Below are 21,186 nucleotides of genomic sequence, written 5' to 3'. Positions count from 1 at the left end.
CAGCTACGCCTTGACATAGAGCCACTACCATGAGTGTTCTTACCTCAATCGACACCCGTTCGCCGGAGGTCTGACGTGCCGCGCGGCCCGAACAACAAAGGTGAAAGTCCGCTCGTTCTGCGCCAACGACTCCGGATCACGCTCCGCAACCTGCGCGAACAGGCCGGCTGGTCAGAACGTGAGGTGGCGACGGCGCTGGGGTGGCAGCCGGCGTCGAAACTCCTGCGGATCGAACGCGGAGTTCTAGACATCTCGGTCATGGACCTCTGTGTACTGCTCCACCACTACGGCGTGGAGGATGACGCTCAGGTGGAGGAACTGATCCGAGTGGCCGGCCAGGCACACCGCCAGCAGTACGAGAGGTTCCGCGACATCCTGCCGTCCGAGCTGGCGTACTTCCTGCAGTACGAGAGCGCAGCCTCGATGTACCGGTCGTACGAACTGTCGCTCGTCCCGGGACTTCTGCAGACCGAAGAATACGCGCGAACCATCCTGGAATCCCGCCCGATCACCACGGACAGCGACGACGTGAAGGAGCGGCGGGTGCAACTCCGTATGGAGCGCCAGCGCATTCTTCATCGGGTGGACGGTTTCCGGGCCGTCTTCCTCCTCGACGAGGCGGTGCTCCATCACCAGGTCGGCGGACCAGCCATCATGCTTCGCCAACTACGTCATGTGCGCGCGATGGCCGATGCCACGAATGTCGAGGTCCGCATAGTGCCGTTCGCTCGTGGTGCGCACCCAGGCCTACGAGGCCCGTTCGTTGTGCTGGAGTTCCCTTCACCCGATAACAACGAACTCGCGTTCATCGAGCACCAGGGTGGTGGGGTGGCCATCGACGTGAAGAGTTCGTCGCCCGCGTCCTATGTCGAGCTCTTCTGGGCCGTGGAGGATTGCAGCGCCTCCGCATCGGAGAGCAGCGACATGCTGGACGGGGCGATCAACCGGCTGACGGACGTCCTGCGGATGTCATAGCGCTCCGGAAAACGATCCACGCCGCGACCGAGACGCGCAGATGAGGACCGGTGGTGTCCTTGGAATCGCGGAGCCCCACGGCAGACGACGACTCGCGCCGGAATTCAACGCAGTTGATCTCAGCGCTGTAGGTGCTCTTGCGCCACTCGGCCTGCGCCGATCGCTCGCCCATGGCTGCCGACCCTCACGAACGAGGCGGCGCACGTTGGCAGGATCGTCACCGATGCAGAGTCGCCGCCGGGCACTCAACATCGAGCCTGACTGTAGACGAGAACCGATGCGTCGCGGCGCCACACCGGCAACTTGCCCCACCACGTCTGGGTGACTTTCGTTTCAGCGAGGCGAACTGGAACTGGAGGTGAACTCCTTGGCGAGCAGCTCCGCGATCTGCACTGTGTTGAGGGCCGCGCCCTTGCGCAGGTTGTCGCCAGTCACGAAGAGATCGAGGGCGCGCGGGTCGTCCATGGCGCGGCGGAGGCGGCCCACCCAGGCCGGATCGGTGCCGACCGCGTCGATGGGCATGGGGTATTCGCCGGAGGCGGGGTCGTCGACGAGGATGACGCCGGGGGCGTTGCGGAGGGCCTCGCGGGCGCCCTCGGCGTCGATCTCGGAGGCGAAGACGGCGTGGACCGCGACCGAGTGGCCGGTGACGACCGGGACGTGGACGCAGGTGGCGGAGACCTTGAGGTCGGGGAGGCCGAGGATCTTGCGGGTTTCGCTGCGGACCTTGAGCTCCTCGGAGGACCAGCCCAGGTCCATCAGGGTGCCGGCCCAGGGGACCACGTTGAGCGCCATCGGGGCGGGGAACGGGCCGAGGTCGTCGCCGACGGACTGGCGGACGTTTCCGGAGCGGGTGCCGAGCGCGCGGTCGCCGGCGACCTTGGAGATCTGGTCGTGGAGGATGTCGACGCCGGACTGGCCGGCGTCGGAGACGGCCTGGTAGGAGGCGAGGACCAGCTCGCGGAGGCCGTACTCGCGGTGGAGCGGGGCGAGCATGACGACAATTGTGAGCGTGGTGCAGTTCGCGTTCGCGATGATGCCGCGGGGGCGGTTGCGGGCCTGCTCGGCGTTGATCTCGGGGACGACGAGCGGGACGTCGCGGTCCATCCGGAACGCACCTGAGTTGTCGACGACGACGGCGCCGCGGGAGACCGCGACCGGCGCCCACTCGACGGCGACCGCCTCGGGCACGTCGAACATGGCGACGTCGACGCCGTCGAAGAACTCCGGAGTGAGCGCCTGGACCTCGACCTCCCTACCGCGGACGGTGAGGAGCCGGCCGCAGGAGAGCGCGGAGGCGGTCAGCCGGATGTCACCCCACACGTCCTTGCGGGACGACAGCAGCTCGCACATGACCGTGCCGACGGCGCCGGTGGCGCCGACGACGGCGAGGGTGGGGCGCCGTCCCATGCCGCTTACCGTCCGGTACCGGCGTAGACGACGGCCTCCTCGTTGCCACCGAGGTCGAACGCGTCGTGGATGGAGCGCACGGCGGCGTCCAGGTCGGTGTCGCGGCAGACGACCGAGACCCGGATCTCCGAAGTGGAGATCATCTCGATGTTGACGCCGGCCTCACCGAGCGAGGAGAAGAACTTGGCGGCGATGCCGGGGTGTGACCGCATGCCGGCGCCGATGAGTGACACCTTGCCGACGTGGTCGTCGTAGAGCAGGCCCTTGAACGTGACCTGCTCCTGGACCTTGTTGAGCGCGGCCATCGCGGTCGGGCCGTCCGCCTTGGGGAGCGTGAACGAGATGTCGGTGCGGCCGGTCCCCTCGGTGGAGACGTTCTGCACGATCATGTCGATGTTGATCTCGGCCTCGGCCACGGTCTCGAAGATCTTCGCGGCCGCACCGGGCTCGTCCGGTACGGCGACGATCGTGATCTTCGCTTCGCTGCGGTCGTGAGCGACACCGGTGATCAGCGCGTGCTCCACAGAAGGGTCCTCCATCGATCCGGTGACCATGGTGCCGGTGTTGAGCGAATATGACGAGCGCACGTGGATGGGGAGATTCGCCCGGCGTGCGTACTCGACGCTACGCAGGTGCAGGACCTTCGCGCCACAGGCGGCGAGCTCAAGCATCTCCTCGTACGTGATGGTCTTGATGTGCCGCGCGTCGGAGACGATCCGCGGGTCCGCGGTGTAGACGCCGTCCACGTCCGTGTAGATCTCGCAGACGGAGGCGTCGAGCGCGACAGCGATCGCGACAGCCGTGGTGTCGGAGCCGCCACGGCCGAGCGTGGTGACGTCCTTCGTGTCCTGTGAGACGCCCTGGAAGCCGGCCACGATCGCGATGGCGCCCTCGTCGAGCGCGGTCCGCAGGCGGCCAGGTGTGACGTCTATGATCCGTGCCCGCCCGTGCACCGATGTGGTGACCACGCCGGCCTGCGAGCCGGTGTAGGAGCGCGCCTCGAAGCCGAGGTTGTGGATCGCCATCGCCAGCAGCGCCATCGAGATGCGCTCGCCGGCGGTGAGCAGCATGTCCAGCTCACGGCCGGGCGGGAGCGGGCTTACCTGGTGGGCCAGGTCGAGCAGCTCGTCAGTGGTGTCACCCATCGCGGAGACCACGGCGACGACGTCGTTGCCGGCTTTCCGCGCCGCCACGATGCGCTCGGCGACCCGTTTGATCCGCTCCGCGTTCGCGACCGAGGATCCGCCGTATTTCTGCACCACGAGGGCCACGGGGTCTCACGCCTCCTGTACTGACACGGATTGGGAACGACACCGCCGTGTGAAGAACCGACGGCGGCGCGTAAGCCTCACCAGGGTACCGACGAGTTCTCGCACCGCCCGCATGCGATCCCACGATCCGGCCGGAATCCCCGTTCCCACCTGCAGGAAGGCCCGCCCAAACCAGAAAACCAGTGAAAAAGCTGGCATCAACCACTCGGCGTGTCGTGCACGAAGGTTCACGATCAACCCGCCGGCGGCGGCCGAGAATGGGCGCGTGGAGACGACACGCCTGAGCCCGGTCCTGCTCGCGCTGATCGTCGCGGTCACCGCGACCGGCTGCGGCGGCGAGGTCGAGGCGACGCCGTCACCCGGGCCGGAGGCCACGTCGGCCCCGCCTCAGCAGGAGAACGCACGGTCAGTGCTTGCCGCCCGCGCCGCGGCCGCGGAGGACCGGAAGGTCGCCGCCACCTACACGCTCACCGAGGGGAGGTCGGCGCCGCGCACAGTGGTCGCCACGTCCGCCGTGGACGGCAGCTGGCGGGTGGACATCGCGGGCGGCGCGATGGGCGGGCTGGCCGACGTGTCCGTCGCGGTGAACGCGGACGGCCTCTACCAGTGCGCATTGCCGTCCACGACCCGCCCGGTCGAGCCGGCCTGCATCCGGATCACGGACGCGGCCGGCACGCTGCCGAAGCACATCGACCCCCGGGTGCAGCACACGTTCACGGACTGGCGGGAGGTGCTTACCGACCGCCAGGCGCCGCTCTCCGTCTCGTTCGCGAAGGCGGTGGAGGGCGCGTCGGGCGACTGCTACGCGGTCGAGTCCACCTATGCCTCGCTCGACGCGCCGCTTGACACCGGCATCTACTGCTACGACGGCGGCGGGGTGCTGACCGGCGCCCGGCTGAGTTTCGGCACGCTTGTGCTGGCTCAGGCGCCGGCGGCCGGACCTGCGACGATCGCGCTGCCCGGTCCGGTGGTGAAGGGCCCGGCGCTGGGCATGGCGACGCCGGCACCCCAGAAGACACAAGCCACACCCTCCGCGGGTACGAGGTCCGCCTCGGCCGGATGAGGCGGCTCCCATCCGTACCCACGAATGATCTTGTTGGTTGGGACACCCGGGCGTGCGTTAGCGGGGCGGGACCGGATCACGTAGGCTGGGCCCGTTATGTGGCAGCAGGGTCTCCTCCTTCGCCGCCGCGGCGAGGCCCCATCCCAGGCCGGCTCCTCGTCGCGGTGATCTAGCGCGCGCCCGTTGAGCGCCCGCCAGTCGGCCCCGGCATCCGAATCTCTGTCGAAGATGCCGCCGCCCGCCTAGATCAAATTTCGCGCGAAGCCTCTGACGGGAGCCTTGAGACAACCATGAGCACGCACAGCGATCCGATCGCCACGCAGCAGCCCAGCACCATGCCGTTCGGCCGGTACAAGCCGTTCCACGAGCAGTTCCCGATCGACCTGCCGGACCGGCAGTGGCCGGCCCGGCGGGTCGAGACCGCGCCGCGCTGGTCCGCGGTCGACCTGCGGGACGGCAACCAGGCACTGATCGACCCGATGTCGCCGGAGCGCAAGCGCCGGATGTTCCAGCTGCTGGTGCAGATGGGCTACAAGGAGATCGAGGTCGGCTTCCCGGCCGCGTCGCAGACCGACTTCGACTTCGTCAGGCAGCTGATCGAGCAGGACCTGATCCCGGACGACGTGACGATCCAGGTGCTGACCCAGTGCCGGGAGCACCTGATCGAGCGCACCTACGAGTCGCTGCGCGGCGCGAAGCGGGCGATCGTCCACTTCTACAACTCGACGTCCGCGCTGCAGCGGCGCGTGGTGTTCGGCCTGGACAAGGACGGCATCACCGACATCGCGACAAGCGGTGCGCGGCTCTGCCAGAAGTACGCGGAGATCCACACGCCGGACACCGAGATCTACTACGAGTACTCGCCGGAGTCCTACACGGGCACCGAGCTGGAGTACGCGCTCGAGGTCTGCTCCGCCGTGATCGACGTGATCGACCCGACGCCGGACCGGAAGCTGATCATCAACCTGCCGGCCACGGTCGAGATGGCCACGCCGAACGTCTACGCCGACTCGATTGAGTGGATGCACCGGAACCTGCCGCGCCGTGACTCCGTCGTGCTGTCGCTGCACCCGCACAACGACCGGGGCACCGCCGTCGCGGCGGCCGAGCTGGGCCTGCTGGCCGGCGCGGACCGGATCGAGGGCTGCCTGTTCGGCAACGGCGAGCGGACCGGCAACGTCGACCTGGTCACGCTGGGGCTGAACCTGTTCTCCCAGGGCATCGACCCGCAGATCGACTTCTCCCGGATCGACGAGGTCAAGCGGACCGTCGAGTACTGCAACCAGCTGCCGGTGCACGAGCGCCACCCGTACGCGGGCGACCTGGTCTACACCGCGTTCTCCGGCTCGCACCAGGACGCGATCAAGAAGGGCTTCGACGCGCTGGCAGCGGACGCGACCGCGGCTTCTCAAGAGATCGACGACGTCGAGTGGGCCGTCCCCTACCTGCCGATCGACCCGAAGGACGTGGGCCGGTCCTACGAGGCGGTCATCCGGGTCAACTCGCAGTCCGGCAAGGGTGGCGTGGCGTACATCATGAAGGAGGAGCACAAGTTCGACCTGCCGCGACGTCTGCAGATCGAGTTCTCCGGCGTGGTGCAGTCGGTCACGGACGGCGAGGGCGGCGAGGTCGACCCGCAGCGCATGTACGAGATCTTCGCGACGTCCTACCTGGTCGACCACCAGGTGACGCCGCGCCTGGCGCTGGAGCGGTACTCCACCGGCAGCGTCGACGGCAAGGTGGAGATCGAGGCGGAGGTCCACTACCAGGGCAACCGGCGTCCGCTGGCGGCGGTCGGCAACGGGCCGATCGACGCGTACGTGCAGGCGCTGCACGCGCTGGGCATCCGGGTCCGGGTGCTGGACTACGCGGAGCACGCGCTGACCGCGGGCGAGAACGCGCAGGCAGCCGCCTACGTGGAGTGCGAGATCAACGACGTCACCTACTGGGGCGTCGGCCTGGACGCGAACATCGTCACCGCCTCCATCCAGGCCGTGACCAGCGCGGTCAACCGGGCACGCTGACGTTTGACTGAGCGAGGCCCGGGGCGGGTGAGTCCCGGGCCTCGCTCAGTCGTCACCGCCGCCCGCCGCCGTCGCGGGAGCGGCGTGCCGGCTACCGCAGTGCGCTGCCCGCCTGGAAGTCCTCCCAGGACAGGTTCCACGCGGTCCAGCCGTCGCCGGTGGGCAGCTTCTGCTCGGTCCCCTTGATCACCACAGGGTCACCGACCCGGGTCCACTCGAAGACCCACTTGCCGCCGTCGTTGGAGACGTTCACGCAGCCGTGCGAGACGTTGCGCCGGCCCTGGTCCGCGTCGGACCACGGCGCCGCGTGGATGAACTGGCCGCTCCAGGTGAGGCGCTCGGCGAACTGCACGTCCGTGCGGTAGCCGTCCGCGGAGGAGGCGGGCACGCCGTACGTGGAGGAGTCGAACGTGGTCTTGTCCAGCCGCTCGACGATCACCATGGTCCCGGAGTACGACGGCGCATCAGTCTTGCCGAGGCTCACCGGCAGCGACTTAACCTCCTTGCCGTCCTCGGTGGCGATCAGCTTCTTGGTCGCGTTGTCGACAGTGATCTCGCGGCGCTTGGTGTCGATCGAGGCGGTCAGGTCGACGTCGACCTTGCCGTACCGGTCCTGGCCGACCGGCAGCCCGCCGAGCCCGAGCCGGACGGTCAGCTTCGTGCCCGGCTGCCAGTACGCCTGCGGCCGGTACTCGACCTGGATGGCGCTGTCCCAGTGCCAGACGCCGGGCTGCGGCGGGTCGCTCTTCACGAACAGCCGCTTCTCCACCGCGGCCCGGTCCGCCTCGGCCACGCCACCCTGCCCGAACTCCACCACGACCGGCATCGCCTGCCCGTAGGTCCTGCCCTCGGACATGAAGATCTGCGCGTCCATCCGGTTCTCCGGCCGGGACATCGTGCTGAACGTGGTGGTGGCCGTCCGCTCCCCCGCGGTCGCGTTCACCGTGTACGTGGTGTCGTAGCTGAGCGGATCGGCCGGGACCCAGCTGCTCCCGTCCTCGCGCAGCTCGCCCTCGACCGCCGCGCCCTGCGCGTCGGTGAGCGTCACCTGGGTGAGTTTCTCGTCGGCGCCGATCTCCGCGGACACCGGCACCGCGGCCTGCTTGTCCGCCGGGGTGACCGCAAGCGGCGCGGCCGCCGGGGTGCTCGCGCCGGCCTCCGGGGCGCCGTTCTCGTCGTCGCCGCAGGCCGCGAGCCCGAGGGCCAACGCCGGGACCAGGGCCAGGCTCAGTGCTCGGGTAACCAGTCGCATTCACCCATCCTGCGACCGATGTCCGGATCTCGCCACCCGATCGGCGGACAACGGCGGGGCTCACCGAGCCCCGCCGCCCTCGTCAGCTCAACGTGCAGGACACCTGTGGCAAGCCGGTGCCGTTCGCGATGAAGCCGAACGTGGTGCTGCCCTCCGGGGCTATCGCCCCGTTCCAGTTCACGTTCTTGACCTGGATCGAGGTGCCGCTACCGCTGAGTGTGCCGTTCCACACGCTGCTGATCGTGTACGTGCTCGGCAGCGTCAGCGACGCGGTCCAGCCGCCGGACGTCGCCCTGTTGTGGTTCATGATCTCGACCTGACCCTGCAGGCCGCCGTTCCACGTGCTGACCACGCTGTACACGGCCATGCAGCCACCGCCGGGCGCCGGCGTGGTCGGAGCGGGCGTTGTCGGAGCCGGAGTGGTCGGGGCGGGCGTCGTCGGAGCCGGAGTGGTCGGTGCCGGCGTCGTCGGCGTCGGGGACGGCGTGGTGGTGCCGCCCTTCAGGCCGGTGACCTGCCCGTTCCCACCGTCGAACACCACGTCCGAGCAGCCGTAGAACGTCTCCTGGCTGTCCGACCGCGACCACACCGAGTAGATGATGTGGCGGCCGCTCTTCCCGGACGGCAGGTTGCCCGACCAGTAGTAGTGGCCGTCGTTCGTGCCGACCGCGCCGTTCTGCGGCGGGTTCGTCACCTGGAGGAACGGCGTGTCGGCCAGCGCACCCCAGGTCAGCGGCGCATTCGAGTTCCAGCCGTCGTTCGTGATGTACAGGCTGAACGTGCCCGGGTGGGCCGCCCAGTTGCTGTACTTCCAGTTCCACGCGGCGCCGGAGGTCAGGTGCGTCAGCGGCCAGTCGCCGGCCACGTTGAAGCCGGTGAAGTTGGTGTTGCCGCCGGAACAGAGCTGGCCGTCCGGGATGAAGCCCTCCATCCGGCCGGCCCCGTCGGAGCGCAGCACGGAGAACCAGTTGTAGAGCACGTTCGTACCGCTGATGTTTGTGGCGGCCTTGCACCCGGGGTTCTGCGGAATGATCTGGCCGGTCGAGTCAAGCCCGTCCTGCCAGCACAGATAGGTGCGCGAACCGGGCGTCATCATCGCGCCGTGCGCCTCGGCGGCGGGCGGGGCGATGACTGTTACCAGCCCGACGGCCAGCATGGAGGCGGCGAGATATGCGCCCACCCTGCGTCGAAGATTCACAATGCTTCCTCTCACGGTGTGTCTGACACGAAAAGTGAGGAAGCGCAGCTCCGGCTCGGTGTCGCGTCAGCCCCCGCGGCACCGGACCCCAGTCTAGGCCGTCCGATCGGCAATCATCAATCTTGTTGGCCCATTGAACCAAACAGGGGTCGCCATCCGAACTACCCGTCATGAGGTGCTCGCTCGGTAGGTCCCTGGCAGGCGCGGCCCTCGCCTTCGCGGCGGGCGCGCTCACCCTCCCCACGCCCGCGTCGGCGGACGTGACGGTCGACCCGGACGTGAGCGTCCAGGGCGGCGCTCCCCGGCTGACCTTCACGGTCACGAACGGCAGCCCGGGAGCCACACTCAACGAGGTCGTCCTGACCATGCCGGACTCGATGCCGATCGCGGAGACGTACCCGCTGTCGGTCGACGACTGGGCACCCCGGATCAACTGGAAGCAGCTGGCCGAGCCGCTGCAGGGCGTGCACAGCAGCAAGGTCACCGAGGCCGTCACTGACATCACCTGGATCGCGATGCCCGGCAAGGGCGTCAAGCCCGGCCAGTCCGCCGAGCTTCTGATCACGCTGGGGCCACTGCCGGTCGCGGACCAGGTGGTCTTCGCGGTCACCGAGAAGTACGACGACGGCACCTCAGTGGTGAACGACGTGGTGCCCGCGCCCGGCGCGTCCGCCCCGCACAGCGCGGCAGTGCTGCGGCTCATCCCGGACACGATCAGCGATCAGAACGGCGGCGGCCACCACGGTGGGACCGCGACTGACACGCAGCCGGTCGCGAACGTGACGGACGACAGCTCAAACACCGGGCTCTGGCTGGGAATCGGCGGGCTGGTCGCCGGACTGCTCGGCGGCGGCGTGATCGCCTGGCTGGCCGCGTCCCGCCGGAAGCCGGCGACTCCGGCTGCTCCGGTGGTGGCCACACCGGCGCCGCAGAAGTCCGACGAGCCCGACTCGGTCTGGCGCTACCGCGGCGACGATCCTGAAGACGCCGACGACGCCCCCAAGGTCCGGGCCGCCGCCGGCACGACGTCCTGATCGGTTCGACAGGGCCGTAGTGGCCGCTCTCCGCATCGGGGCGGAGGGCGGCCACTCACTTTTTACCTGGTCAGCAGCTCCTCGATCTCCACCGTCGGCAGCAGATCAGCGGCCGAAAAGTAGATTGGGCACGTGACGGTTCAGTTCGGCGTGCTCGGCCCGCTCACGGCCGGCCGCGAGCACCCCGTCCCGCTGCGCGGCAACCGGCAGCGCGCGGTCCTGGCCCGGCTGCTTGTCGCGAACGGTCACGTCGTCGGCGTCGACACGCTCGTCGACGACCTCTGGCCGGACACACCCCCGGACCGCGCCGTCGCCTCGATCCGCACATTCGTGGCCGACCTGCGCCGCGCGCTGGAGCCCGGCCGTCCGCCCCGGCAGCCCTCGACCCTGCTGGTCACCGCGCCGCCCGGCTACGCGCTGCACGCGCAACACCTGGACTCCCGCCGCTTCGCCGACGCGGTGCTGCTCACCCCGCCGGCCCCCGCGGACGCGCTGACCCGCCTCGACGACGCGCTGGCACTGTGGCGCGGCCCCGCCTACGCGGAGTTCACCGCCGAACCCTGGGCCCGCGCCGAGATCGACCGCCTGGACGAACTGCGCGCGCTCGCCGTCGAACGCCGCGCCCAAGCCCTGCTCGACCTGCATCGCCCAGCCGACGCCGTACCCCCGCTGCAGTCGCACGTCACCGACCACCCGCTCCGCGAGGCCGCCTGGCACCTCCTGGCCACCGCCCTCTACCGCGCCGGCCGCCAGGGCGACGCGCTCGCCGCGCTCCGCCGCGCCCGCACCCTCCTCGCCGACCAGCTCGGCGTCGATCCCGGCCCAGGCCTGCGCGCCCTCGAGTCCGACATCCTCTCCCAGGCCCCTCACCTACACCAAGATCCTTTGTTGGTACGACCCCCGTCCCCGACGGCCCCGGCGAGCAATTCACGGCCGGCCCGGTCACCGTCAGCACCTCCCGATCCGGCACGCTCCGCGCCGGATGCGTCCGCCGCCGGGGAACCGGGGGCAGGCCAGGGCTCGCTCACCGGCCGGGGCTCGCTCACCGGCCCGGGGCCGTTCGAGGGGCACCAGCGGCTCTCGGCGACTGGACAAGGGCTGCTCACCGGCCCGGGGCCGTTCGAGGGGCACCAGCGGCTCTCGGCGACCGGTCAAGGGCTGCTCATCGGCCAGGACGCGGCACCTCAGCAACTCGCGGATGCCGGCCAGGAGCCGCTCACCGGGCAGGCATCGCTCGTGGGGCGTGACGAGGAGCGCCGACGACTCACGGACGCCGCGCAGGTGGCGGTCGCGCTGCGGCGGCCGGTGCTGGCGCTGATCTCGGGCGATGCCGGAGCGGGCAAGACCGCGCTGGCGGAGGCGCTGGCCGGGGTACTCGCCGAATCAGGGTGGACCACGGCCTGGGGTCGGTGCCCCGAATACGAGGGCGCCCCGGTCGCCTGGCCCTGGCTCCAGATCACCGACGCGCTCTCCTCCTCGCTCCCCACCGCAGCCGGACTCCCCGCCGCAGCCGGACTCTCCACCGCAGGCGGACTCCCCGCCGGAGCTGGACTCCCCGCCGCAGCCAGACCCCCCACCGCCACTGGACTCCCCACCGTGGCTGGACTCCCCGCCGCAGGCGGACTCCCCGCCGCAGGCGGACTCCCCGCCGCAGGCGGACTCCCCACCGCAGGCGGACTCCCCGCCGCAGGCGGACTCCCCACCGCAGGCGGACTCCCCACCGCAGCCGGACTCCCCACCGCAGCCGGACTCCCCACCGCAGCCGGACTCCCCACCGTGGCTGGACTCCCCACCGCAGTTGGCGGCGACTCAGCGGCGTTCGGTGACCTGGCGCCGCGCCGCGTGCCGGGCGCCGACTCCGATCAGGCGGGCCCGGAGCGTCACGGCCCGGAGTCCGAGCGTCATGATGCGGACCCCGCGGCGGCCCGGTTCCGGCTGCGGCGGGCGGCATCGGCGCTGGTCGGGAGCGTTGCGCGGGCCGCACCGGCGTTGATCGTGCTTGACGATCTGCACTGGGCCGATGAGGGCACGCTCGACCTGCTCGCCGGGCTGCTCACCGGGCCGGACACTGTCGACGGGCCGGTGCTGATCGTCGGGACCTACCGGGCCACGGAGATCACGCCGGAGCTGGGGGCGGCGCTGGCGCGGTTCGCCCGGGCCGAGCCGGTCCGCATCCGTCTGGGTGGACTGCCCGCGGCCGAGACCGGGGACCTGGCCGCCGTGGTCGCCGGGCATCGGCTCGCGCCGGACGTGGTCGCGCGGCTGCATCGGCGTACCGGCGGAAATCCGTTCTTCGTCCGGGAACTGGCCCGGGTGCTTGCCGCGGAAGGGCCGGGCGCGCTGGAGAGCGTTCCGGCCGGGGTGCGGGACGTGATCCGGCATCGACTGACCCGGCTTCCGGCGCCGGCTCAGACACTCCTTCAGCGGGCCGCTGTGCTCGGCCGCGACCTCGACCCGGACGTGCTCGCGGCGCTGGCCGGGCTGGACGACGACGCGCTGCTGGACGCGGTGGAGCTGGCCGTGGGCGCGGGGCTGCTTGCCGAGGATCATGGGCGGCTGCGGTTCACGCACATCCTGGTCCGGGACACCGTCTACGGCGACCTGTCGGCGCTGCGCCGGAACCGCTGGCACGCGACGGCCGGGCTGGCCATGGAGCGGCTGCGGCCTGATGACGCGGCGACGCTGGCCCACCACTTCGCGCTGGCCGGGACGGACCACGCACCGCGGGCCGCCCGGCATGCGCGGGTCGCGGCGGAGCAGGCGGAGCGCCGCGGCAATTCACACGAGGCGGCCCGGATGTGGCGGCTTGCGGTGGACGCCCACGATCGGGCGGCTGCCGGGCGGACCACAGCGGAACGGCCCGCACGCGACCGGCACGCCGCCGAGCAGGTGGAGGAGCGGCTGGCGGCCGTGATGGGGCTCGGGCGGGCGCTTGCGGTGGTCGGGCGGCTGGACGAGGCGCGGCGGCATCGGTCGGAGGCGATCGAGGCGGCGGAGGCGATGGGTGGTGCGGAGGCGGTCGCGGTCGCGCTGACCTCGTTCGACGTGCCGGCGGTGTGGCCGCGCAACGATGATGAGGAGCTGTCGGCGCGGATCGTGGCGGCGGCGGAGAAAGTGCTCGCCGCGTGGGAGCGGGACGAGGCGGGAACGGCCGATGGTGACGGTGCGGGCCGTGGCGTGCTCGCCGGCGCCGGGGAAGAGTGCGGGCGTACCGTGGCGGGATTTGCTGGATTGTCGGCCGAAGGCCGGGTTGGCCTGCGCAGCAGGTTGTTGAGCACGATGGCGTTGGAGCTGCGTGGCCGGGCGGACGACCGGGGCGAGGTGGCGGCGCGCGAGGCGGAGCGGTTGGCGCGCGCGTCCGGGGAGCCGGTGTTGTTGGCGTTCGCGTTGAATGCGCGGTTCCTGCATTGCTTCGGGCGGGCCGGGCTGTCTGCGGAGCGGGCCGCGATCGGGGCGGAGCTGGTGGAGCTGGCCGCCCGCCATCGACTTGTGACGTATGAGGTGCTGGGGCATCTGGTGCTGCTGCAGGCATCGTGCGCGCGTGGGGACACGGACGCGGCGGACCGGCATGCGGCGGACGTGGATCGGCTGGCCGCGCGGTACGAGCTGCCCATGGTGGAGATCTTCACCGGCTGGTACGCGGGCCTGCGGCACGCGTTGCACGGCGACGATGCGGCGGCGGAAACGGCATATCGGGCGGCGGCGGCGCGGATGGCCAGGCGAGGGATGCCGGGCATGGAGGACGGGCTGTTGCCGCTGGCACTGTTCTCGCTCGGGCGGGATGCCCCGTTGTCGCAGTCCGGTCCGTACGAGCCGTGGATCCGCCCGTTGCGGCTGATCGCGGCCGGGCGGCGGGCGGCGGCGCGGGCCGCGTTGCGGGAGGTCCCGGAGTCGCCGCGAGATCTCCTGATGGAGGCGCGGTGGTGGCTGGTGGCGCGCGCGGCGGCGGAGTTGGGCGAGGACGCGATCTCTGCCCGGGCGCTGGAGCTGCTACGACCGGCCGCGGGCGAGTTGGCCGGAGGCGGCAGCGGCGTCCTGAGCTTCGGCCGGATTTCCGTCTGAGCGTCATCCGGATTTCCGTCTGAGCGTCGGCCGGATTTCCGTCTGAGCGTCGGCCGGATTTCCGTCTGAGCGCCGCCGGATCTCCGTCTGAGCGTCATCCGGATTTCCGTCTGAGCGCCGCCGGATCTCCGTCTGAGCGTCATCCGGATTTCCGTTGCGGCGCCGCGCGACAGTTGACGGGCCGGCGGTCGAAGCCGGTCGAAGCCGGTCGACTAGGCAGCCTGGGCGAGCGACCAGCGGGCCTCGACCCAGCAACGTTCTCCCTCCGTGTGGGCCGTGATCTCCACGCCCTCGCGAGGGGCGATGGGTGCCTCCGGCATGTCGCCGATCACGCTGACCACGACTTCCTCGCCGGAGCCGACCACTGTGACGCGGGCCCAGGTGGCGGCGTTGCTGAGCGCCTCGATCGGGGCCTCGGAGAGCGCGCGGCAGGTCTCCACGGTGAGGTCGGGGAGGATGCCGACGCGGACCAGCGAGACCTCGACGCCGCGGCGTTCCGCGACGTCCGCGCCGGCGCGCAGGCCGTGCAGCAGCGGGTCGGGCACGTCGTCGGTCTCGGAGAGCAGGCGGCGTAACCGGGCCGCGCCGGCCCGGCATCGTTGCTGCACCAGTGGATCGGCCGGGTCGGCGCCGTCGGCCAGCTCGATCAGCAGGTGCCGGATGTCGTCGCGGATGTTCACGTACCGCGCGACCCGGGCCTGGTGCACCGCCTCCGCCACCGCGCGCCGGTCCGCGACGGCCGCCTGGGCCAACGCGCTCTCGGTTGCGGACGCGGCGATCGCCCGGACACTTCCGGCCGTGAAGGAGAAGCCGAGCTGCAACGCACAACTACTGATCACCACCGTGCCGAACCGCGCCAGCGTGACCCGGTCGAGCTGGTCGGCGAGCACCAGCCCGACCGTGACGATCACGCTGTTGGCCAGCAGAATCGCCGCCAGGTGGCTGATCGGGCGACGCCAGCAGACGATCACGCCGAGCCAGCCGATCGAGCCCCACGCCCAGTCGAACGAGCGGAGGATCTCCACCGGCGGGCAGGCGGCCAGCACGATCGCGACAAGCGCCAGCGAGGCGACGGTCAGCGGCCAGAACAGCCTGGGACGCGCCCGCTCGAACAGGTTGAACGCGCCGATCACGCCGATCACGAGGTAGCCGGCCCAGCACGCCGCGACCACCCACGGCCAGCGGTAGACGGACCAGCCGAGCAGCGTCATCGTGCCGTCGTAGAGCAGGTGCCAGCAGATCGGGATGACAAGTGCGGCGATCGCCATGCCGCGCACGTATCGGCGCGCGACCAGGACCGCTGTAGACTCGATCACGGCCACCACCGCAGCGTGACAGTGGTGCCGCCGGGGCCGGAGTCGATGTCCGCGGTGCCGCCGACAGTCAGCATCCGCCCGATGATCGCCTCACGCACGCCGTACCGGTGAAAGGGTGTGCTGTATGGGTCGAACCCTCGTCCCCGGTCCCGGATCTCCACCTGAACAGCCCCGTTCTCGCTGGTCAGGCTGATCCGCACCCGGCTGGTGCCGGCATGTCGGCGGACGTTGCTGACCGCCTCGGCCGTGGCGCCGGCGATCGCCTCCACCACCGGCGCCGGCACCTCGACAGGCGTCAGCGCGAGCGCCACATCCATGTCCGGCTGCAGGGCGATCTCCCGCATCCGCTCATCGAGATCCCGCGAGGGTAGGTCCGGCACGGGCGCGGCCGGGTCCGCGATCCGGTCGAGCACCCCGATGTCCGCCGCCGCTCGCCGCCGCAGCTGCTCGGACGGGCCGTGGATGCCGTCCGTCCCGACAACGGTCAACGTCGACAGCACGGTGTCGTGCAGGTCCCGGCGCTGCTCCCGGTCGTCCGCCCGGCGGGCCCGCTCGATCAGCTCGGCGCGCTGGTCCCGCAGCACGGCCGCGAGCGCGTCGTCCGCGAACCCGGCGGACCGCCGCAACAACCGCATCAGCACCGTGATGGCGATCAGCTGGATGACGTGGATCAGCGCCGCGATCACGCCGTCGTCCGCCGGCCTAATCCCCACGAAGTTGGAGACGATCAACACCAGCGACGCCGGAACCGCCCAGCGCGCCGGCAGTCCCAGGCCCGCGACCAGCAACGTCATCGTCACAAGGCTGCCGATCCAGCTGGCCGCGCCCGGCAGTGCCGCCGGCACCACCACGGACTGCTGGAGCAGACACAGCCCCGACACGATCGCGACGTCACCGAGCGCCAGCCACCACATCAGACCCCGCACCCGCGCGATCGCCACGAACGCGACGGACCAGATCAGGTTCGCCGCGATCACGCCGACGACGAGCACGCTCGCCTCCGGCGCGGTCATCACGCCGGCGATCGTCGCGACGAAACCGACGAAGCCGCGCATGAGCACGCCCGATCGGGTGCTGTGTCGCAGCAGCGCCTGCTCGGCCGGGCGGTCGACGCGGCCTTCCCCGGTCTGCGCCGGTGGCGGGTAGGGCGCCACGTGCCCGGGTCGCGCGGGTTGCCCCGGTCGCTCGACCAGGGCGGTCGTGGCCGCGACAGTGGTGGAGCCCGCAGCCGTGGTGGAGCCCGCGGTCGTAGTGGAGCCCGCGGCCGTGGTGCGGTCAGTTGACGTGGACAGGTCGGCGGACGTGGAAGGGATCGCCTGGAGCCGTTCGGATCGCCATGCCATCGGCAAGTTAAGCGCCTTCTTCATCGGGTTCGGCTCTTTCGCAACCCACCTTTCCACGCTCCGCCCGGCCGCGTCATCCCCCGGTCTGCCAGTCCGGCCCAATCGGTCACGGTCCGGTCGGAACAGTGCCGCGACGGTCCGGATAGCGGACATCGGGTGTCCGCTACCGCTGGCAGCGTGGCACCCATGACGTCACGTCCACTCGACCGCGCCGGCTCCAGAATCGACCACCTGAACATCTCCGTGCCCGATCTCGCCGCCGCCGTAGCCTTCTACGAGCCCGTCCTGGCCACCATCGGCATCACCAAGATGCTTGAGATCCCGCCGAACGCCACCCCGAACCAGCCCACGGCCATGACCGGCTTCGGCCTGGCCGAGGTCAAGCCCTACTTCTGGCTCATCGACGGCGGCACAGTCGGCACCAACATGCACATCGCCTTCACGGTCCCCACCAGGGACGACGTGACCGTCTTCTACCAGGCCGCGCTCAACGCCGGCGCCGGCACGCTACAGGCCCCCGCGATCCACCCGGAGTACCACGCGGACTATTTCGGCGCCTTCGTCCTGGACCCACACGGCATCAACCTTGAGGCGGTCTGCCACCACCGCTCATGAGATAGGTCTAGACGAGTACGCGTCTCAACGCCTCTACCCGGGCTCCTACCGTGACCGTGTGATCGCCCCCGACCGCGAAGGTGCCGCCTACCGGCAGCTCGCCGCCGTCCTGCGTGATCGCATTCGGAGCGGTGAGCTGCACACCGGTCAACGGGTCTCGTCCGAGAAGGACCTCCATGACGAATTCGGCCTGGCACGGGAAACCATCCGGCGTGCGCTCGCCGTCCTACGGCAGGAAGGCCTTATCGAGGTCCGCCATGGGCACGGCACATTCGTATCTGAAACGCCCCCATCGGTGGACCTCGGCCCCGGCGACAGCATCACCTCAGGTGCCGCCGTCAGCGTGACCCGCGTTTCCGGCCAGATCGAAACCTACCCGGCCGGCACGAAGCTGACGGTCACCGAAGCAACGACCCGGTCCGAACGCCTCGCCGTCGCCGCCGCCGTCATCGTCGCTGGCGGCCGGGTACTACTGGTCCGCCGACGGGTCGCGGAAGGGCCGCTCTCCTGGCAATTCCCGGCGGGCAAGATCGAGCCGGGCGAGACCGCCGAGCTGGCCGCGGCCCGCGAAACGACAGAGGAGACCGGTCTGACGGTACGCCCGACGCTGCTGCTCGGCGAGCGCATCCACCCCAGCACCGGCCGGCTCATGCACTACGTGGCGTGCGCGTTGATCAGCGGAACCGCGCACGTCGCGGATGAGGACGAACTGGCCGAGGTGGCCTGGTGCGACCGCGCCACCCTCACCGAACACGTGCCCTACCCCCTGTATCAACCGGTGCAGGAGCACCTCGACGCTCTTCTACGCTCAGGACAGCGGCGCCGGGACGGATGACCAGAACGTCGCGAGAACGGCGGCGGCTCCTGCCGGGTCCTGCGTCATCCACCAGTGCCCGGCACCTTCGAGGATCTCGACGTGTGCGCCCGCCAGCCCTGCCGCTCGCCGGCGCTGATCCACTGTGCCCACGTGGTGGTCCTCACTCGCCACCAGGGCGAGCCCGGGACGGGCCGCCGCGCTCGGCAGTGCACGGCCGAGATCGGCCAGCACCGGCTGCTTCGCGGAACGGTACAAAGTCAGCAGCGCGCGGCCCATGTCGGCGTCCTGTGCGGCGGCGAGCTGCTCAGCGGTCGGCCGGTCAATTCCGAGAGACATCATCCGCCGAGTCCTCTCCTCGTGCGTCGAGGTCACCTTGCCCGCGATTCGGCAGCGCTCGCCAAGCCACCGAAGCTCACAGACGAAGAGATCGAGCCGTACACCGTCGCGGAGGTTCGGAAGCTTTCTTGCCGTCGCCAGCGAGTGACGAAACAGCGCACGGTGGGCAATCGCCTTGGCGCTCGGTCCCCGGCAAAGCGAGGCGCTCGGACTGCGCTGGTCGGATAGCGACCTGGACGAGGGCGCGCCAAAGACAACCAACCGGCTCGCTTTTCCGCCCCGACGACGCGCGGTCAGCGTCTCAGCCCACGATGGTTGGGCGCTGGCCGCTCTCGCTGTTCGGCGCGCCGCGGTCCGCCGGCGAACTGAGACAACAAGTGAGACTAGCGATCTTCAAACGAGAAACACCCGGCCGCTGCTCTCGCAGCTGCCGGGCGTTTGCCCTGCTAGATGGCGGTGGTGAAGGGATTTGAACCCTTGGAGGGCTTGCACCCTCACACGCTTTCGAGGCGTGCTCCTTAGGCCGCTCGGACACACCACCGGTACGTACGTTACCGGACGCCCTGACCCCGCTGTGCACGGGGGATGCTTCCGGGAACGCGCCTGCTCAGGGCCTGGCATGATCGGCGGCATGAGTGTGCACATCGGCGCTAAGCCGGGCGAGATCGCCCCGAGGGTCCTGATGCCGGGGGATCCGCTGCGGGCCAAGTGGATCGCGGAGACGTTCCTGGAGGATGCGACGTGCTACTCGACCGTGCGGGCGATGCTGGGGTTCACCGGCACGTACCGTGGGGTCGAGGTGTCGGTTCAGGGGTCCGGCATGGGGATGCCGTCGGCGACGATCTACGCCCATGAGCTGATCAACGAGTACGGCGTGAAGACGCTGATCCGGGTCGGCACGTGTGGTGCGATCGTCGACGACCTCAATCTGCGGGACGTGATCGCGGTCAACGGCGCGTCGACGGATTCGAGCATGAACCGGCAGCGCTTCGACGGCATCATCGACTACGCGCCGGTGGCGGACTTCGGGCTGTTGCGGACCGCGGTCGCCACGGCTGAGGAGCGGCAGATCCCGGTGCGGGTCGGCCCGATCCTGGCCGCGGACCTGTTCTACACGGACCGGATGGACATCTACGACCGCCTGGCCGACTACGGCGTGCTCGCGGTGGAGATGGAGTCGGCAGCGCTGTTCACCACGGCGGCCCGTTACCGGGCGAAGGCGCTGACGCTGCTGACCGTCAGCGACCACATCAAGCGCGGTGAGAAGACCACGTCCCAGGAGCGCGAGCAGACGTTCTCGACGATGATCGAGATCGCCCTGGACACGGCCATCACGGCCTGACCAGGGCCGGGGGCGGGTGCGAAGGCCCGTCCCCGGAGTCTCCGCCGAAGAAGTCGTGCAGCAGCGCGGCGCACTCCGGCTCGAGCACCCCGCCGTACACCTCAGGGCGGTGGTTGAGGCGCCGGTCGCGGACCACGTCCCACAGTGACCCGACCGCACCGGTCTTCGGCTCCCACGCGCCGAACACCACAGTCTCCACCCGTGCCAGCACAAGCGCCCCGGCACACATCGTGCACGGTTCCAGCGTCACCACAAGCGTGCAGCCGCTCAGCCGCCATTCGCCGACGACCGCGGCGGCCCGGCGCAGTGCCAGCACTTCAGCGTGTGCGGTCGGGTCTCCGGTCAGCTCGCGTTCGTTGCGGCCAAGCGCCAGCTCCGCGCCGTCCGGACCGAAGATCACGGCCCCCACGGGTACGTCGTCGCCGGCCGTGGTGGCCACCGCGAGCGCCCGCCGCATCCACCGCTCGTGCCGCTCCCGCCGCGTCTCCACCCGCCAATTAAACGCTCAGTGCCGCAGTGCGAGTTCACGCAGTTCGTCCACGGCCTCCGCGCTGCCGATGATCTGCTCGCAGAGCTCGTGCGTGACGTCTGACGGGTGTACGCCGCCGCGACCGCACAGCAGCAGCAGGTCGTGTGACGAGATTCCGAGGTCGGCCAGCAGGTCAGCGTCGCCCACCGGGTCGATCTCGGGTTCGTCCGGCGAGGTCTTGTGCGCTGCCGAACCCTCCTCCACGCCCTCGGTGACTTCCTCGATCTCGTTGTGGATCTCGATCGCGGGCATCTCGATGTCGCTGAGCAGCAGGGCTCCGAGGCGCGACTCCTCGGCGAAGATCGAGTCGGAGCCGAAGACGCGTGGGTCCTCGCCCTCGTCGAGTCGCATGATCACCAGGTACGAATCGTCGGACTCGACGAAGAGCAGGCTGAGGTCGGCGTCGTGGTCGACGTCCCGCAGCCGGTCGGCGATGTCCTCGGTGTCCGCGGCGCCGTTAAGGGCGAGGTCTTGTGCGGACCAACCACTCGGGCCCCGAACCAGGGCGGCAGCGAAGTACGACATTGGGACCCCCCGAAGACCAGCCGTCGATACGCAGGACGCTAGTCGGTGCAAGCGTTGCTTATAGGGCATTCCGG

The 21,186-nt window shown here is 70.3% G+C and carries 18 protein-coding genes and 1 tRNA gene; 8 read left to right on the top strand and 11 right to left on the bottom strand.

Annotated elements, in window-relative coordinates; translation table 11 throughout:
- The first annotated feature begins 75 nt into the window (after positions 1-75).
- Entirely contained in the window at positions 76-975 is a 900-nt protein-coding gene (locus ACIA8K_RS06755) for a helix-turn-helix domain-containing protein (RefSeq protein WP_396055771.1), read from the top strand.
- Here the strand turns inward: ACIA8K_RS06755 and ACIA8K_RS06750 are convergent.
- From ACIA8K_RS06750 to ACIA8K_RS06740, 3 genes are all read right to left on the bottom strand, one after another.
- Complete coding sequence (locus ACIA8K_RS06750) at positions 941-1,147, bottom strand: DUF397 domain-containing protein (RefSeq protein ID WP_396055769.1); 207 nt, start codon at positions 1,145-1,147, stop codon at positions 941-943. The two genes, ACIA8K_RS06755 and ACIA8K_RS06750, sit on opposite strands and share 35 nt — an antisense overlap.
- 161 nt (positions 1,148-1,308) lie before the next feature.
- Positions 1,309-2,385 (bottom strand): aspartate-semialdehyde dehydrogenase, encoded by a 1,077-nt coding sequence (locus tag ACIA8K_RS06745; RefSeq protein ID WP_396055767.1) that lies wholly within the window; start codon positions 2,383-2,385, stop codon positions 1,309-1,311.
- Positions 2,386-2,390: 5 nt separating this feature from the next.
- Complete coding sequence (locus tag ACIA8K_RS06740; RefSeq protein ID WP_396055765.1) at positions 2,391-3,656, bottom strand: aspartate kinase; 1,266 nt, start codon at positions 3,654-3,656, stop codon at positions 2,391-2,393.
- Between the two features lie 265 nt (positions 3,657-3,921).
- Here ACIA8K_RS06740 and ACIA8K_RS06735 point away from each other — a divergent pair, with 265 nt between their 5' ends.
- Both ACIA8K_RS06735 and leuA read left to right on the top strand, forming a co-directional pair.
- Positions 3,922-4,719: a hypothetical protein gene (locus tag ACIA8K_RS06735; protein ID WP_396055763.1), complete on the top strand. Its 798-nt coding sequence runs from the start codon at positions 3,922-3,924 to the stop codon at positions 4,717-4,719.
- Positions 4,720-5,009: 290 nt separating this feature from the next.
- The gene (gene leuA, locus ACIA8K_RS06730; protein ID WP_396055761.1) at positions 5,010-6,743 is read left to right on the top strand and encodes a 2-isopropylmalate synthase; all 1,734 of its coding nucleotides are present in this window, start codon (positions 5,010-5,012) and stop codon (positions 6,741-6,743) included.
- A 91-nt stretch (positions 6,744-6,834) separates the two neighbouring features.
- Here the strand turns inward: leuA and ACIA8K_RS06725 are convergent, their stop codons facing one another.
- Both ACIA8K_RS06725 and ACIA8K_RS06720 read right to left on the bottom strand, forming a co-directional pair.
- Entirely contained in the window at positions 6,835-7,995 is a 1,161-nt protein-coding gene (locus tag ACIA8K_RS06725) for an Ig-like domain-containing protein (RefSeq protein WP_396055759.1), read from the bottom strand.
- Between the two features lie 82 nt (positions 7,996-8,077).
- Positions 8,078-9,196 carry a lytic polysaccharide monooxygenase gene (locus ACIA8K_RS06720; protein WP_396056688.1) on the bottom strand — a complete coding sequence of 373 codons (1,119 nt, stop codon included), beginning with the start codon at positions 9,194-9,196 and terminating at the stop codon, positions 8,078-8,080.
- 167 nt (positions 9,197-9,363) lie between these two features.
- Between ACIA8K_RS06720 and ACIA8K_RS06715 the strand changes: the two genes are divergently transcribed.
- Together ACIA8K_RS06715 and ACIA8K_RS06710 are read left to right on the top strand one after the other, a co-directional pair.
- A complete protein-coding gene (locus tag ACIA8K_RS06715; protein ID WP_396055757.1) occupies positions 9,364-10,227 on the top strand; it encodes a DUF1775 domain-containing protein in 864 nt (287 codons plus the stop codon).
- A 132-nt stretch (positions 10,228-10,359) separates the two neighbouring features.
- The gene (locus ACIA8K_RS06710) at positions 10,360-14,289 is read left to right on the top strand and encodes a BTAD domain-containing putative transcriptional regulator (protein ID WP_396055755.1); all 3,930 of its coding nucleotides are present in this window, start codon (positions 10,360-10,362) and stop codon (positions 14,287-14,289) included.
- Positions 14,290-14,501: 212 nt separating this feature from the next.
- On the opposite strand, the gene ACIA8K_RS06705 is transcribed toward ACIA8K_RS06710, so the two are convergent.
- Entirely contained in the window at positions 14,502-15,605 is a 1,104-nt protein-coding gene (locus ACIA8K_RS06705) for a hypothetical protein (protein ID WP_396055753.1), read from the bottom strand.
- The gene (locus ACIA8K_RS06700; RefSeq protein WP_396055751.1) at positions 15,602-16,948 is read right to left on the bottom strand and encodes a sensor histidine kinase; all 1,347 of its coding nucleotides are present in this window, start codon (positions 16,946-16,948) and stop codon (positions 15,602-15,604) included. Before ACIA8K_RS06700 ends, ACIA8K_RS06705 begins: the two co-directional genes overlap by 4 nt.
- Before the next feature lie 186 nt (positions 16,949-17,134).
- Here ACIA8K_RS06700 and ACIA8K_RS06695 point away from each other — a divergent pair, with 186 nt between their 5' ends.
- Positions 17,135-17,563 (top strand): VOC family protein, encoded by a 429-nt coding sequence (locus ACIA8K_RS06695; protein ID WP_396055749.1) that lies wholly within the window; start codon positions 17,135-17,137, stop codon positions 17,561-17,563.
- A gap of 58 nt (positions 17,564-17,621) precedes the next feature.
- On the top strand, positions 17,622-18,398 hold the full coding sequence (locus ACIA8K_RS06690; protein WP_396055747.1) for an NUDIX domain-containing protein: 777 nt from the start codon (positions 17,622-17,624) through the stop codon (positions 18,396-18,398).
- Here ACIA8K_RS06690 and ACIA8K_RS06685 read toward each other — a convergent pair.
- Positions 18,372-18,716 (bottom strand): alpha/beta fold hydrolase, encoded by a 345-nt coding sequence (locus ACIA8K_RS06685; protein WP_396055745.1) that lies wholly within the window; start codon positions 18,714-18,716, stop codon positions 18,372-18,374. The genes ACIA8K_RS06690 and ACIA8K_RS06685 overlap by 27 nt on opposite strands.
- A 451-nt stretch (positions 18,717-19,167) precedes the next feature.
- Positions 19,168-19,257 (bottom strand) — tRNA-Ser (locus ACIA8K_RS06680).
- A gap of 90 nt (positions 19,258-19,347) precedes the next feature.
- Between ACIA8K_RS06680 and deoD the strand changes: the two genes are divergently transcribed.
- Positions 19,348-20,058, top strand: a complete 711-nt coding sequence (gene deoD / locus ACIA8K_RS06675; RefSeq protein ID WP_396055743.1) for a purine-nucleoside phosphorylase — start codon at positions 19,348-19,350, stop codon at positions 20,056-20,058.
- Here the strand turns inward: deoD and tadA are convergent.
- Together tadA and ACIA8K_RS06665 are read right to left on the bottom strand one after the other, a co-directional pair.
- Positions 20,048-20,548 (bottom strand): tRNA adenosine(34) deaminase TadA, encoded by a 501-nt coding sequence (tadA, locus tag ACIA8K_RS06670; protein WP_396055741.1) that lies wholly within the window; start codon positions 20,546-20,548, stop codon positions 20,048-20,050. The genes deoD and tadA overlap by 11 nt on opposite strands.
- A gap of 15 nt (positions 20,549-20,563) precedes the next feature.
- Entirely contained in the window at positions 20,564-21,112 is a 549-nt protein-coding gene (locus tag ACIA8K_RS06665; RefSeq protein ID WP_396055739.1) for a tRNA adenosine deaminase-associated protein, read from the bottom strand.
- Between the last annotated feature and the right edge of the window lie 74 nt (positions 21,113-21,186).

The sequence above is a fragment of the Catenuloplanes sp. NPDC051500 genome (genome assembly GCF_044454585.1).
GTDB lineage: Bacteria > Actinomycetota > Actinomycetes > Mycobacteriales > Micromonosporaceae > Catenuloplanes.
This window is presented reverse-complemented; position numbering and strand designations above follow the sequence as displayed.